Source organism: Streptomyces sp. NPDC087310, assembly GCF_044744405.1.
In the GTDB taxonomy this organism is placed as follows: Bacteria; Actinomycetota; Actinomycetes; order Streptomycetales; family Streptomycetaceae; genus Streptomyces.
Map to the genome: position 1 here is coordinate 201,907 of NZ_JBIUYF010000007.1, position 13,002 is coordinate 214,908.

Here is a 13,002-nt window from a genome sequence, read left to right on the forward strand (position 1 = left end):
CCACGCATATCGGTTGGGCTCAGCGCAGCAGAAGTTGAAGGCCCCCGAGAATCGTCGCCCCGATCACCAGCCGCTCGAAGAGCCGTTGGTCGATCCGGTCCACACATGCCTTGCCTATGAGGGCGCCCGGTATGACGAACAGTACGAGCGCGGCGTCCAGCAGCAGCGACGGCCCGTCGACCAGCCCGAGCCCCACACTGAAGGGCAGCTTGGACACGTTGACGATCAGGAAGAACCAGGCGGAGGTGCCGAGGAAGCCGAGCTTCTGGAAGCCCGCCGAGAGCAGATAGAGCGACATGACCGGGCCGCCCGCGTTGGCGACCATCGTGGTGAAGCCGCCGAGCACACCGTACGAACGTGCCTTGAGCCGTCCGATGGGCGCTCCGGAGGCGTCGCCGCCCGCGCCGTCCCCGTCCGTACCTTCTTCCCCGTCCGTACCTTCGCCGTCCCTACCGTCGGCGCCCGCCGTCTCGGCCTTCGCCGCCTCGGCCTCCGACTCCGCCTTCTTCCGTGTGGCGCGCCGCCGCCACACCGTGACCCCGGCCATCAGCAGCAGGATCGCGCCGATCGAGGTACGGACGGCGGCGTCGTCGGCCCAGACCAGGAAGAGCGTGCCCAGGACCACCCCCGTGGCGACCGCGGGGAACAGCCGCCACAGCGTCGGCCAGTGGGCGTGCCGCCGGTAGGTGAGCACCGCGATCACATCGCCGGCGATCAGGATGGGCAGCAGCACACCTGTCGATTCGCGCGCGGGCAGCACGGCGGCGAACACGGCCAGACTGACCGTGTTCGCGCCGCTCACCGCTGTCTTCGAGAAGCCGACGAGTGTCGCCGCCGCGGCCAGCGCGGCCAGTCCCCACCAAGTGATGTCCATTGCGGCAGCGATGCTATGCCCCGGGCTTCACGGACCGTCGGGCGGGGACGGATCGGTCCCCTGTTGTTCCGCCGGATCGGTCACCTGGTGTTCCGCGCGGAGGCCGCTCGAAGACCCGTCCGAGGGGGTCCGGTGGCGCGCCCGCGTGCGTAGGCTTTCGCGCGGACGGTGACGGAGGGGGCGGGGCCGGTGGTGGAGCCGGTGATGGAGGACGGCATCGGATGGCTCCTGGAGCCGTACCTCGTCGACTGCGTGACCTTCGCGCGCGGCATCGGCCCCGGCGAACTGGTCGCCCGCCTCGGCGCCCGCCCGGCCGGACCGGTCGGGCCCGCCTCCGTGGCGGAGGCCCTGGACGCGCTCGCGGCGCCGGGCGTCGACGGCGTCGCCCGGGTCGGCCGGGCGGCGGGCTGGTCCTTCGCCGTCGAGTACGGCGCCGCCGTCGGCCCCACCCCGGCCGGTCTGGCCGCCGTCTCGCGCGGGGGCGTCGAGGCCGTCAGCTTCCTGTTGACGCCCTCGCATCCGCCGTCGGTCTTCCGGCACTACGAGGACGGACGGCACATCTGCTCGTTCGGGATCGGGGCCGAGACCCACCGCGTGGGCAGCGACCCCGACCTGCTGGTGCCCGCCCTGACGGAGCTGGCGGTCCTGCCGGTGGTCCGGGGGCTCGACGGCGCCCGGCGCGAGCGCTCCCACCGGCGGACCATGCGGGCCGTCCAGGACCACTTCGGACTGCGGCTGCCCCGGCACGACGTCGTCGAGGGACGGCTTCCGCTCCATGTCGTACGGGAGCGCTGAGCCGGAGGACGCGGAAAAACCCGGAGGACACCGGCCGCCGGATTCCGTAACCTCGCCACGGTCACGGCACCCGGCCGCGCGAACCCCGCGCGCGGTACGCGGCGACCGGCGCGGGGCCAGGGAGAGGCGCATGCGGACAGCAGGACGGCGGATCGACGAGGTGCTGGACGGATACCGGCCCCACGACGCGGTCGAGGCCGCCGATGTCGCCCGCGTAAGGGAACTCGCGCGCGACACCGAGAACCCCTGGTTGCGCTCCGTCCCGCTGCATGTGACGGCCTCGGCCCTGATCGTGCACCCCGCCGGCGGACGCGTCCTGATGCGCCGGCACCCCCGGATGGACACCTGGCTCCAGGTCGGCGGCCACGGCGACCCGGGGGAGACCGAGCCCCTGGACGTCGCCCTGCGCGAGGCCCGCGAGGAGACCGGACTCGGCGACCTGACACCCTGGCGGGACGCCTCCCTCGTCCAGGTGGTCATCGTGCCCGTACCCGCGGGCGGCGACGAGCCCGCTCACGAACACGCCGACCTCCGGTACGTCCTGACCACGGCGGAACCGGACACGATCCGCCCGGAGAGGCCCGACGCGCCCCTGCGCTGGATGACCCCGGCCGAGGCGTCGGAGGCGACCTCCGAGGAGAACGTACGCGAGGCGCTGCGGCGCGTCGGGAAGCTGCTGGCGGCGACGGGCTGACCAGCCCGGGACACCCGCCCTCAGGCCGGCGCACCCGCCGGCAGCGGCGCCCGCGCGAACACCCAGGACACACCCGCGACCAGCACGGCGGCCAGCGCCACGACCCCCGCCAGGGTCACCTGGAGCAGCAGCGCCCCACAGGCCGCCCCGGCGAACATGGCGAGCACCGACCCCACCCTGCGGTGCGGCCGGGCACCCGTCCCGGCGCCGAGCACGCTCTCCGCGGTGAGCGCCGTGAGGGTCTGGGTGAGCACCGTCGTGGTGAGATCCCGGGGCCCCAGCAGCCGTACCGTCGCGTTCTGCAGCCCGCAGCAGAGACCGAGCAGCGCGACGATCGCCAGCAGCGCCCGGCCCTCGGCGCGCAGCACCCCCGTACCGACCAGCAGCGCCGTCAGCGCCAGCCCGGCCGCCTGACCGGCGAACGCGCCGCCGAGCCAGAGCCGCGGCCGGCCGCCGAGGAGCCTGCTGAGCTGACCGCCGAGGAACGCCCCGAGCACGAAGGCCGTCATCGCCACGATCGGCGCGACGACCGGCAGCCGGTCGCTCCGCACCACGGAGAACCCGAGGAAGACCACATTGCCGGTCATGTTGGCGACGAAGACATGGCCGAGCCGCAGAAAACTCACCGCGTCCACCAGACCGGTCGCGAACGTCATCACCAGCAGCGCCCCCACGGCCCACCGCCGCGCCACGAAAAGGTCCTCCGCCACCGCGCCCCACCTGCTCTCCGCCGTGCTTCTTCCGCTCCGCCGTCACCTGCCGGTCCGGCGCGTCACAGACCCTAACCAAGCAGGTGGGAGTCCTGATAAGAAGAACCCCGAGCGGGCATGGCCCCCGCGCCCCGACGCAGCGAAGGAGACTCCGTGCCCCACACGCCCGGACGCACCGAAGAACCGCGCGACTCCTCCGTACCGCCGCAGGTGCGGAACTGGGCGGGCAACATCACCTTCCAGGCGGCGCGTCTGCACACCCCCGCGTCGGTGGAGCGGCTGCGGGAGATCGTCGCGGGCGGCGACGCCGTACGGGCCCTCGGCAGCGGCCACTCGTTCAACACGATCGCCGACACGCCCGGCGACCTGGTCTCGGTGGCCGGACTGCCCAGGACGGTGGAGGTCGACACGGCGGCGGCCACGGTCACGGTCGGCGCGGGGCTGCGGTTCGCCGAGTTCACCGGCGCCGTCCACGCGGCCGGCCTGGCCCTGCACAACCTCGGCTCGCTCCCGCACATCTCCGTCGCGGGCGCCTGCTCCACCGGTACCCACGGCTCCGGGGCCGGCAACGGCACCCTGGCGTCGGCCGTACGCGCGCTGGAGATCGTCACGGCCGACGGCGAACTGCTGCGGCTCGCCCGGGGCGACGCGGACTTCCCCGGCGCCGTCGTCGCCCTGGGCGCCCTCGGGATCGTCACCCGGATGACGCTCGGCCTCGTACCCGCCTACGAGATACGGCAGCGGGTGTACGACGGGCTGCCCTACGAGCGGCTGCGCGAGCACTTCGACGAGATCCTGTCCGCCGCGTACAGCGTGAGCGTCTTCACCGACTGGCGCCCGGACGGCGCGGGGCAGGTCTGGCTGAAGCAGCGGACCGGCGACCCCGGCACCGATGCCGCGCCGGACACCTGGCACGGCGCCCGCCCTGCGGACGGCCCCCGCCACCCGGTGCCCGGCATGGACGCGTCGACCTGCACCGAGCAGGGCGGCGTCCCGGGGCCGTGGCACGAACGGCTGCCCCACTTCCGCGCCGGTTACGTCCCGAGCAGCGGCGACGAACTCCAGAGCGAGTACTTCGTGGCCAGGGAGGACGGCCCCGCGGCCTTCGAGGCGCTGGCCCGTATCGGGGAGCGGATCGCGTCCGTGCTCCAGATCGGCGAGATACGCACCGTCGCCGCCGACGACCTGTGGCTCAGCCCGGCGTACGGGCGGGACACGGTGGCCTTCCACTTCACCTGGTTCCCGGACACCGACGCGGTGACCCCGGTGCTGGAGGCGATCGAGGAGGCACTCGCACCGTTCGGCACCCGGCCGCACTGGGGCAAGCTCTTCGTGATGGGGCCCGAGCACGTCAGGGAGGTGTACGCGCGCTACGCCGACTTCGAGGCGCTGGCGGCGAAGATCGACCCGCGCGGTGTGTTCCGCAACACCCTGCTGGACCGGTACTTCCCTGGCGCAAGGTGACGTACGTCACTGATTCGATGGTGTGTCAGAAAATAAGTCATAGAAGTTTAACCTGCGACACAGACAAGCCTCAGTCGGTGTTCCTAGCCTCTCCCGCATGCCCCACCACCGTTCCGCCCCCTCCGCCCGCCTCTCCCTGCCGCGCCGGGCCGCCTTCCCCGCGGCTGCCGCAGCGGCCGCCTGCCTGACCGTATGGACGGCGACGGGATTCCCGTCGCCGTCCATCGGCGACTCCGGCGCGGCGCCGGGGGCGGACGGACTCTCCCGGTCGGCCTCCGCCGCCCTGTCCTCACGGGCGTCCGAACCCGACCAGATCCTGAAGCGGCGGCTCGCCGCCCTGCCGAAGCCCGCCAGGGCCTCGGTCTCGGTGGCGGTGATCGACCTCAAGGACGGCCGCGAGGCGGACTACGGCGTCGGCGCGGGCAAGCCCGGCGCGGGCGGGACCTACGACACGGCGAGCATCGTGAAGGTCGACATCCTGGCGGCGCTGCTGCTGCGGGCACAGGACGAGCACCGGACGCTCACCACGGTGGAGAGGTCCCACGCGACCAAGATGATCAAGGTCAGCGACAACGCCTCGGCGACCGCGCTGTGGCGCGCGATCGGCAAGGGCGACGGCCTGGACGCGGCGAACCGGCGGCTGGGCCTGACCGGCACGACCGCGGGCAGCGGCGCGCTGTGGGGGCTGACACAGTCGACCGCGGCCGACCAGATCGCCCTGCTGTCGTCGGTCTTCGGAAACGGCGCCGACTCCCCGCTGACCGCCGCCTCCCGCGCGTACGTACGGGGGCTGATGGGCGGGATAGCCGCCGACCAGGACTGGGGCGTCTCGGCGGCCGGCACGGCGACCGGGCTGAAGAACGGCTGGCTCTCGCGGAGCGCGACCGGCCTGTGGGACGTGAACAGCATCGGACGGATCGAGGAGAACGGGCACAGCTATCTGCTCGCCGTGCTCTCCCGGGGCAGCGTCAGCATGAAGGCGGGGATCTCCCTGGTGGAGAGGGCGGCCACCACCGCCGTCTCGGCCTCCCGCGAGTGGGCGTAGCGCCCCGGGACCAGCTTCTCCCCGGATCCCCGGGGCAGCCTCTGACGGCCACCACTCAGCTCCTGGTGGCCACCGCCAGGACACAGCGGGGGCTGCCGTCCGGCCGGGCGCCGAGGTCCGCCAGGGGCAGGAGACCGGTGGTGAAGCCCGCAGCGGCCAGGTCGTCCAGCACGTCCGGCAGCCGGAAGGTGCGGTAGTACATGACGAACGGCGGGTGCCGGAGCAGATTGCGCAGCCGCATCGCCCCGTCGAACCCCCACATCGCCCAGTACGCCGCCGAGCCGATCCGGGGCGGCGCGGGCACCGGGAAGACGAATCTGCCGCCCGGCCGCAGCGCCGTGTACGCCTGGGCGAAGAGCCCGGGGCGCTCAGCGGGCAGGAAGTGACCGAACGCCCCGAAGCTCACCGCCAGATCGAAGGCGGCCCGGAACGGAAGGGCGCGGGCGTCGGCCCGTACCCAGTCCACCGCCGGCGAGCCGGACCGGCCCGCGGGGCCGGGGGAGTGCCGCAGGTTGGCGCGGGCGGTGGCGAGCATCCCCGCGCTGAAGTCGACACCGGTGGCGCGTTCCGCGCAGAGCCGCCGCAGCACCTCCATCCCGGCGCCGGTCCCGCAGCAGATGTCGAGCCCGGTACGGAAGGGACCGAGCGGCGCGGCCGTACGGACCACCGCGTCCAGCAGCGGACCGGGCGTACGGAACGGCGTCCGGTCGAACTTCGGGGCCAGCAGGTCGTAGCCGTCCTCGACGGACGACAGCGCCTGCACGGCGAGTTCGCGAAGGGTAGGGCCCTGAGGGGTGAACATCACGCTCAGGGTAGCCACCGCGCGGGGCGTGTCCTCACGGGGCCGTCAGTCCGGCGCGGGCGGCGGCGATCCGGCGCACCGCGTCCCGCAGCCGGTCGGGCGGCTGGGTGAAGGGCAGCCGGAGCCACCGCTCCAGCCGGTCCTGCACGCCGAAGCGCTCCCCGGGGGTGAGCAGTACGCCGTACTGCGGCGCGGCGGCGGCCAGCCGTGAACCGATCGGTTCCGGCAGCCGGCACCAGAGGTTCACCCCGCCGTCCGGTGTGCGGAAGGACCAGTCGGGGCAGTCGGCGCGCACCGCGGCGACCAGCGCGTCCCGCTGGGCGCGCAGCTCACGGCGGCGCGGCCCGAGGCTCGGCTCGGGGTCGCTGAGCAGCCCGGAGAGCCAGAGCTGTTCGAAGAGCGGTGAGCCCAGGTCCAGCGAGGCCCGGACGGCGCCGAGCCGGCCGATCAGCTCCTCGGAGGCCCTGATCCAGCCGATGCGCAGGCCGCCCCAGTGGGTCTTGGCCGGCGAGCCCACCGTGATCGTCCAGCGCGGCGCGAACGCGGCCAGCGGCGGCGGCGCGCTCCCCGGCCCGCCTCCGTCCCCGTCCGGGTCCCCGTCGCCGAGGCCGAGATCCACCGCCGACTCGTCGACGACCGTATGGGTCCGGGTGGCGGCCAGTACGGCGCCCAGCCGCTCGCGGTCCCCAGCGCCCATGCGCCGCCCGGTGGGGTTGTGGAAGTCGACCATCAGATACGCCAGCCGGGGCGAGGTCTGGCGCAGCGTCGCCGCGATCCCGTCGATGTCCCAGCCGGACGCGGCGGACGGATCGACCGGCACCGGGACGAGATGGCACCGCGCCGCCGTCACCGCGTCGAAGGCGTGCGGATAGCCGGGCTCCTCGACCAGGACCCGGTCGCCGGGCCCGGCCAGCAGCCGCAGCGCCAGCGCGAAACCGTGGTGCGCCCCATTGGTGATCATGATCTCGGACGGTGCGGTGGGCAGACCGCGCGCCGTGTAACGGGCGGCGATCCGCTCGCGCAGCGGCGCGATGCCCAGATCGTCGTACGTCTCGTCGCGCAGCGCCTCCCGCAGGGCCCGCTGCGCCGCCTCGAAGGCGGGCAGCAGACCGTCCGCGGCGCCGGGGGAGGCCCGGGTGAGATTGATCGGCCCGGCGCCGTCCCGCAGCCCGGCGTCCGGGTGCCGTACCCCGGAGGGCGCCGCCGTCCAGGACCCGGAGCCCTGCCGGGACGCGACCAGACCCGCGTCCCGCAGCCGCTCCAGCGCCGCGCCGATCATGGTCCTGCTGACGCCCAGCGCGACGGCCAGCTCCCGCTCGGACGGCAGCCGCGTGCCCGGGGGCAGTCTGCCGTCCCGGATCCGGGTGGCGAGGGCGTCGGCCAGATCGTGCCCGCCGCTGCGCGGGCCGCCCCGGTGCCACTGCCCGAGCGTGCTCGCCAGCCGGGTGGCGGAGATACGGCCCGTGGTGTGACTGCTGAGAGGCGGCAATCCATTCATCGGGCCACTGTAATGAGATTGGTCATGGAGTGGTATGCGGAATCCGGCCAATCAGGCGTCACGAAGGGAAACGGAGAGAAGTAGGAGGGAAGTGGAGGGAAGTGGAGGGAAGTGGAGGGGACTGGAGAGAAGTGGAGTCAGACGCCGGATGACCGGTGCAGCCGCCGCGCCATGAGCGCGAGTTGGAGCCGCAGCCGTCCGTACGGATCCTGCACCGGCCAGCCGAGCCACTGCTCCGCCTGCGCCAGCCGGTCCTGGAGCGTCGAGTGGTGCAGGGTCAGCTCCGCCGCCGCGGCGCGCAGACTCGGCGCGAACGCCACCGCGTGCAGGGTGAGCGCCGCCCAGGGCGCCGCGCCGGCCGCCCGCTCCAGCGCCCGTACATCGGGGACCGGTTCGCCACCGGCACCGACCGCGTCCGCCAGCAGGACCAGGGTGCCCAGGTCGTCCGCGTACACCGTCCTCGGCCCGGGGTCCCACGCGTCGCCCTCCGCCGTGAACCGCAGCGCGACCCGTGCGGCGGCCCAGGAGGCAGGGAGGCCGAGCAGCGGCACGGCCGGGCCGATCCCGGCCCGTCGGCCCCCGGTCACGGAAGGCTCCCGCTCGGCGGGCACCCGCGCCCCCGGCGCGGGCACCGGTGTGATGACGGGCGGCGCCCCGGCCGGCGCCACCGCGCGGGCCAGGACCGTGTCCCGCAGGCCGAGCCGTCCGGCCGCCTGCCGCCGCGCGTGCTCCGGGGCGGACGCGTCCAGCAGCACCTCCACGGAGGCCGGGTCCTCGCCCGGCCTCTGCACCGGGGCCCGGCCCCGGGTCCGGTCGAGGACCACCCGCGCCGCGGCCGCGGCCCGCTCCAGCACCATCGCGTGGACCCCGCCGGGCGGCCCGGCCAGCTCCAGCCACACCGCGGGGACGCCGCCCGGCTCCAGCGGGGCCGACATCCAGCGGGGATCGGGCGGAGCGCCACCGCCCAGCCGTACGCCGTCGGCGCCGACCCGGATCCGTACACACCGCTCCGCGTCCACCAGCCGGGCCGTGCCGCCGGAGAGCACCGCCGCGCCGCGCACCAGCGCCTCCAGGCCCGCCCGGCCCTCGACCAGCCGGTCGAAGTACGCGATCACCTGGAGCGCCGCCCCCGCGTCGGGGTCGAGCGCGGCGAGCCTGCCCGCGAGTTCCTTCACCCCCTCATCCTGCGGCGCGGGGAGCCCGGCGCCAAGAGAGTTCCGGCCGACCTCGGGGTCAGTTACCGAGCAGCCGGGTGAGCCAGCGGAGCTGGGCGGCCCTGGCGTCCTGGGCGAGCGCGGTCTGCGGCGCCAGCGTCTCGAAACCGTGGAAGCCGCCGGGCCACACATGCAGTTCCGCCCGGCCGCCCGCCTGCCACAGCCGCGACGCGTACGTCACGTCCTCGTCCCGGAAGGTCTCGGCGGAGCCGACGTCGATGAACGCGGGCGGCAGCCCCGACAGATCCGTGGCCCGCGCGGGAGCGGCGTACGGGGAGACGTCCGGGCCGCCGCGCGCCTCGCCCAGCAGCGAGGTCCAGCCGATGTGGTTCGCGGCCCGGTCCCACACGCCCAGGCCCGCCATCTGGAGACTCGACGGGGTGTCGTTGCGGTCGTCGAGCATCGGGCACATGAGCATCTGCCCGGCCAGCGCGGGACCGTTCCTGTCGCGGGCCAGCAGCGCGACGGCCGCGGCCAGTCCACCGCCCGCGCTGCCGCCGGCGACAATGATCCTGGCGGGGTCGATGCCCAGCTCGGCGGCGTGCTCCGCCGTCCAGACCAGCCCCGCGTACGCGTCCTCCACCGGCGCCGGATGCGGATGCTCGGGGGCCAGCCGGTACTCCACCGACACCACGACCAGGTTCAGCTCCAGCGCCCAGTCGAGGGCGTTCTCCAGCCCGGTCCTGTTGTTCCCGAGGATCATGCCGCCGCCGTGGATCTGGTACAGCGCGGGCAGCCCCGTGGCCGAGGCGGACGGACCGGTTCCGGCGGGCCGGCAGATGAGCAGGGAGATGTCCGGCTCACCCGCGGGCCCCGGCACCGTACGCTCCTCCAACTCGACGGCGCCGTCCCGGCGCAGATCCTCGTCGGACGGCCCGAGCCCCCGCCCGCTCCGTACGGCGGGGAGGTCCGTGAAATCCAGCGGGCCGCCCATCCCGGCGACGATGACATCGAGCGCCGCCGCCCCCTCCGGGTCGAACGGAGGGGGCGGCGGACCCGGTCGGTCGGTCCCGGTGGGCTGCGGCTCCGTGGCGGTCATCGGCTCTCCCTCTTCCGTGGTCACGTCCCCGTGACCGGGGATGACCATGGTGCCGCCGGGACGGCCGTCACCGGGAGCGCCGAACGGCGGGGATCCCCCGCCGGGCGGCGGGTGCCGGGCCCGGGGCCGCCCGCCCCGCTCACCCGCCGCCCGCCCGGTCACCCGCCGCTCAGCCGGTCACTCCCCGCCCGTCCGGTCACTCCCCGGCGCGGACCGGGATCCGCGCCGGGGAGAACTCCACCGGCAGGGATTTCGGCACCCGGGTCCACGGGGAGGGGTGCCAGGCCACCTCCTCGGAGGGGATCGCGAGCTTCATGTCGGGCAGCAGATGCAGCACGGTGTTGACCGCGGTACGGGTGATCAGCCGCGCCGGCACCTGTGCGGGGCAGACGTGCGGCCCCGCCGAGAACGCGAGATGGGCGCGGTTGCCCGGCTCGCTCGCGGAGTCGTCGGGACGGATCACCGGATCGTCGTTGGCGGCGGCGATCCCCAGGATCAGCACGTCCCCGCGCCGGATGAGCTGGCCCCCCAGCTCCGTGTCGGCGAGCGCGTAGCGGGCGGGCTGGTTGTTCATCGGCGGGTCGCGCCACAGCGCCTCGTCGAGCGCGTCGTCCACGCCGAGCCGCCCCCCGTGCATCCGGGCGGCGAAGCGCGGATCGGTGAGCAGCAGCCGCAGCGCCAGCGAGGTCCACGCGTTGACCCCCTCCGTACCGGCGGAGATCATCACCGCCATCGACTGCAGACGCTCCTCGTCGTTGCGGAGGTTCGGATGGTTGATGAACGACGTCGTCAGATCGTCCGCCGGGTTGCTGTGCCGCTGGCGCAGCGCGTCGGCGAGGATCTCCTCGAAGTGCCGGTTGCCGTCCTGGGAGTCGTCGGCGCTGCCGAACACGGCGACCAGCGTGCCCAGCAGCTCCTGGCCCTCGTCGCTGTTCAGCCCGAAGAGCGACGCGATGGAGAGCATCGGCACGATCGTGGCGTACTGGGTCACCAGGTCCGCCCGGCCGCGCTGGGAGAACCCCGCGATCAGCTCCGTACACACCGACTCGACCTGACGGCGCGCCCTGCGCTGGTCGATCCTGGCCACCCCCTCGTCGAGGGGCTGGCGCAGCCTGCGGTGCTCCGCGCCGTCGGCGCCGAGGACGTTGGCGCGCCAGCCCATCATCGGGAGCAGCCTCGACTTCGGGGACACCACCCCGTCGTTGAGGTCGCGCCAGTTCCTGGCGTCACGGGAGTAGATCTGCTCCTGCCGGGTGATGGTCAGCAGCTCCCGGTAGCCGAGGACGAGCCAGGCGTGCACGCCCGGCGCCAGTTCGACCTTGGCGACATTGCCCCACCGGGCGCGCAGCGCGCGGTAGACCTCCCGGGGGTCGGGCGCGCCCGTGGCCGCGGCGAGCGGCAGGGGCGCCTCCCCGTCGACCGGTGTGACGGACGCGTGGCGCGCGGGACACTCCGGCGGCGAGAGCGGGGTGAGTGCGGGGGGACGGGTCATGAGGCGGTCTCCTTGGCGGGCTCGGCGCCGACGTGCGCGACGTTCGACACGTACTCGACCAGGCTGATCAGGGCGTCCACCGACGGCATGCGCTCCCGCGCGTCACACACCACCACGGGGGTGTCCGGCAGCAGATCGAGCGCCCCGCGCAGCTCCGTCGTCCCGTGCACCTCGCTGTCGGGGAACTGGTTGACGGCGACGGCGAACGGCAGCCCGCGCAGCTCCAGTTGTTCGAGGACGTCGAAGCTGTCCTCCAGCCTCCTGGTGTCGACGATGACGAGGACGCCCAGCGCGCCCTCCGCGAGTCCGTCCCAGAGATCCCAGAACCGGCGCTGCCCCGGGGTGCCGAACAGGTAGAGCACCAGCCGGGAGTTGAGGGTGATCCGGCCGAAGTCCATGGCGACGGTGGTGGTCGTCTTCGTGCTCATCCCGGCCAGATCGTCCACACCGACGCTCGCCTCGGTCATCACCTCCTCCGTGCGCAGCGGTTCGATCTCGCTGACCGAGCCGACCAGTGTCGTCTTCCCGACGCCGAACGCGCCCACCACCAGGATCTTGACGGCCTGTTGGATCGTGTCGGGTAAATAGCGGTCAGCGGAGCCGACGGAGACCATCCAGTACCTCCTGAAGGAGTTGGGAATCGGGAAGAACGGCCTGGGGGACGCCGGAGCGCGCGCAGAGATGACCGTCGTCGATGAGATCGGACGCGAGGACCTTCACCAGGCTCACCGGCAGTTCGAGATGGGCGGCGGCCTCCACGAGGGAGAGCAGCCGCTCGCACATCCGCACCAGGGCACGCTCCTCCCGGGTCGCGGAGACCGGCAGGTCGCGCGGGGAGTCGGCGGCGATGAGAAGGCTCTCGACACCGACGGTGTTACGGCTGGGCCTGCACCGGCCCTTGGTGATCACGTACGGGCGGAGGGCGTTCGCCGCATACTCGCCGTACTCGCCGTCCGGGCCACTCACCGCACGGATTCCTGCCGGGGCGGACTGCTCAGGTTGCCCGCACCCATCCGCAGCACCTGCGCCTGCATCTGCCGGGCGACCAGCTTCGGGTCCACCACGGGGCCCGTCACCACCGCGAGATGGGCGCCTCTGGCGCTGCGCATGAACAGGTAGCCCCCGTTGAACTCCACCATCTGCTGGTGGACCGCCCCGCCTTCCTCACCGAACTCCCTGCCGAGACTGCGGGCGAGGGACTGGAGCCCCGAACAGTTGGCCGCCAGCCGGTCGGCGGAGTCCCGGTCCATCCCCTCGGAGCTGGCCAGCAGCAGCCCGTCGGCGCTGAAGACGATCACTTCGCGCACCCCCGGCACGGCGGCCACCTCGGCGATCATCCAGCCGCGTTGCTCCGGGTTCTCCGTGTAACTCATGC

General features: G+C 73.8%; 14 protein-coding genes. 4 read left to right on the top strand and 10 right to left on the bottom strand.

Annotated features, from left to right (window positions below; all coding sequences use genetic code 11):
* Nucleotides 1-19 precede the first annotated feature (19 nt).
* Complete coding sequence (locus tag ACIO3P_RS26785) at nt 20-874, bottom strand: sulfite exporter TauE/SafE family protein (protein WP_401853720.1); 855 nt, start codon at nt 872-874, stop codon at nt 20-22.
* A gap of 204 nt (nt 875-1,078) precedes the next feature.
* Here ACIO3P_RS26785 and ACIO3P_RS26790 point away from each other — a divergent pair, with 204 nt between their 5' ends.
* Nucleotides 1,079-1,669, top strand: coding sequence for a DUF6461 domain-containing protein (locus tag ACIO3P_RS26790; protein WP_401978204.1), 591 nt, complete (start codon nt 1,079-1,081; stop codon nt 1,667-1,669).
* Between the two features lie 130 nt (nt 1,670-1,799).
* Nucleotides 1,800-2,363, top strand: a complete 564-nt coding sequence (locus ACIO3P_RS26795; RefSeq protein ID WP_329825291.1) for an NUDIX domain-containing protein — start codon at nt 1,800-1,802, stop codon at nt 2,361-2,363.
* 20 nt (nt 2,364-2,383) lie between these two features.
* Here the strand turns inward: ACIO3P_RS26795 and ACIO3P_RS26800 are convergent, their stop codons facing one another.
* A complete protein-coding gene (locus ACIO3P_RS26800) occupies nt 2,384-3,073 on the bottom strand; it encodes a YoaK family protein (protein ID WP_329825292.1) in 690 nt (229 codons plus the stop codon).
* A 153-nt stretch (nt 3,074-3,226) separates the two neighbouring features.
* On the opposite strand from ACIO3P_RS26800, the gene ACIO3P_RS26805 reads away from it, so the two are divergent.
* Both ACIO3P_RS26805 and ACIO3P_RS26810 read left to right on the top strand, forming a co-directional pair.
* Entirely contained in the window at nt 3,227-4,537 is a 1,311-nt protein-coding gene (locus tag ACIO3P_RS26805; RefSeq protein ID WP_329825293.1) for a D-arabinono-1,4-lactone oxidase, read from the top strand.
* Nucleotides 4,538-4,634: 97 nt separating this feature from the next.
* On the top strand, nt 4,635-5,582 hold the full coding sequence (locus ACIO3P_RS26810; RefSeq protein WP_329825294.1) for a serine hydrolase: 948 nt from the start codon (nt 4,635-4,637) through the stop codon (nt 5,580-5,582).
* A 55-nt stretch (nt 5,583-5,637) separates the two neighbouring features.
* Here the strand turns inward: ACIO3P_RS26810 and ACIO3P_RS26815 are convergent, their stop codons facing one another.
* From ACIO3P_RS26815 to ACIO3P_RS26850, 8 genes are all read right to left on the bottom strand, one after another.
* The gene (locus tag ACIO3P_RS26815) at nt 5,638-6,384 is read right to left on the bottom strand and encodes a class I SAM-dependent methyltransferase (RefSeq protein ID WP_401853715.1); all 747 of its coding nucleotides are present in this window, start codon (nt 6,382-6,384) and stop codon (nt 5,638-5,640) included.
* Nucleotides 6,385-6,418: 34 nt separating this feature from the next.
* Nucleotides 6,419-7,882: a PLP-dependent aminotransferase family protein gene (locus ACIO3P_RS26820; RefSeq protein ID WP_401853713.1), complete on the bottom strand. Its 1,464-nt coding sequence runs from the start codon at nt 7,880-7,882 to the stop codon at nt 6,419-6,421.
* A gap of 137 nt (nt 7,883-8,019) precedes the next feature.
* Entirely contained in the window at nt 8,020-9,057 is a 1,038-nt protein-coding gene (locus tag ACIO3P_RS26825) for a helix-turn-helix domain-containing protein (RefSeq protein ID WP_329825297.1), read from the bottom strand.
* Nucleotides 9,058-9,115: 58 nt separating this feature from the next.
* Nucleotides 9,116-10,135: an alpha/beta hydrolase gene (locus tag ACIO3P_RS26830; RefSeq protein ID WP_401790642.1), complete on the bottom strand. Its 1,020-nt coding sequence runs from the start codon at nt 10,133-10,135 to the stop codon at nt 9,116-9,118.
* A gap of 196 nt (nt 10,136-10,331) precedes the next feature.
* Nucleotides 10,332-11,627 (bottom strand): cytochrome P450, encoded by a 1,296-nt coding sequence (locus ACIO3P_RS26835; RefSeq protein WP_401853711.1) that lies wholly within the window; start codon nt 11,625-11,627, stop codon nt 10,332-10,334.
* The gene (locus tag ACIO3P_RS26840; RefSeq protein ID WP_329825300.1) at nt 11,624-12,241 is read right to left on the bottom strand and encodes an ATP/GTP-binding protein; all 618 of its coding nucleotides are present in this window, start codon (nt 12,239-12,241) and stop codon (nt 11,624-11,626) included. Before ACIO3P_RS26840 ends, ACIO3P_RS26835 begins: the two co-directional genes overlap by 4 nt.
* The gene (locus tag ACIO3P_RS26845) at nt 12,219-12,593 is read right to left on the bottom strand and encodes a DUF742 domain-containing protein (protein ID WP_329825301.1); all 375 of its coding nucleotides are present in this window, start codon (nt 12,591-12,593) and stop codon (nt 12,219-12,221) included. Before ACIO3P_RS26845 ends, ACIO3P_RS26840 begins: the two co-directional genes overlap by 23 nt.
* Entirely contained in the window at nt 12,590-13,000 is a 411-nt protein-coding gene (locus tag ACIO3P_RS26850) for a roadblock/LC7 domain-containing protein (protein ID WP_329825302.1), read from the bottom strand. Before ACIO3P_RS26850 ends, ACIO3P_RS26845 begins: the two co-directional genes overlap by 4 nt.
* Between the last annotated feature and the right edge of the window lie 2 nt (nt 13,001-13,002).

Coding starts and splice junctions, on each gene's coding strand:
- ACIO3P_RS26785 (WP_401853720.1), bottom strand. CDS start 874: ATGGACATCACTTGGTGGGGACTGGCCGCGCTGGCCGCGGCGGCGACA.
- ACIO3P_RS26790 (WP_401978204.1), top strand. CDS start 1,079: ATGGAGGACGGCATCGGATGGCTCCTGGAGCCGTACCTCGTCGACTGC.
- ACIO3P_RS26795 (WP_329825291.1), top strand. CDS start 1,800: ATGCGGACAGCAGGACGGCGGATCGACGAGGTGCTGGACGGATACCGG.
- ACIO3P_RS26810 (WP_329825294.1), top strand. CDS start 4,635: ATGCCCCACCACCGTTCCGCCCCCTCCGCCCGCCTCTCCCTGCCGCGC.
- ACIO3P_RS26815 (WP_401853715.1), bottom strand. CDS start 6,384: ATGTTCACCCCTCAGGGCCCTACCCTTCGCGAACTCGCCGTGCAGGCG.
- ACIO3P_RS26820 (WP_401853713.1), bottom strand. CDS start 7,882: ATGAATGGATTGCCGCCTCTCAGCAGTCACACCACGGGCCGTATCTCC.
- ACIO3P_RS26830 (WP_401790642.1), bottom strand. CDS start 10,135: ATGACCGCCACGGAGCCGCAGCCCACCGGGACCGACCGACCGGGTCCG.
- ACIO3P_RS26835 (WP_401853711.1), bottom strand. CDS start 11,627: ATGACCCGTCCCCCCGCACTCACCCCGCTCTCGCCGCCGGAGTGTCCC.
- ACIO3P_RS26840 (WP_329825300.1), bottom strand. CDS start 12,241: ATGGTCTCCGTCGGCTCCGCTGACCGCTATTTACCCGACACGATCCAA.
- ACIO3P_RS26850 (WP_329825302.1), bottom strand. CDS start 13,000: ATGAGTTACACGGAGAACCCGGAGCAACGCGGCTGGATGATCGCCGAG.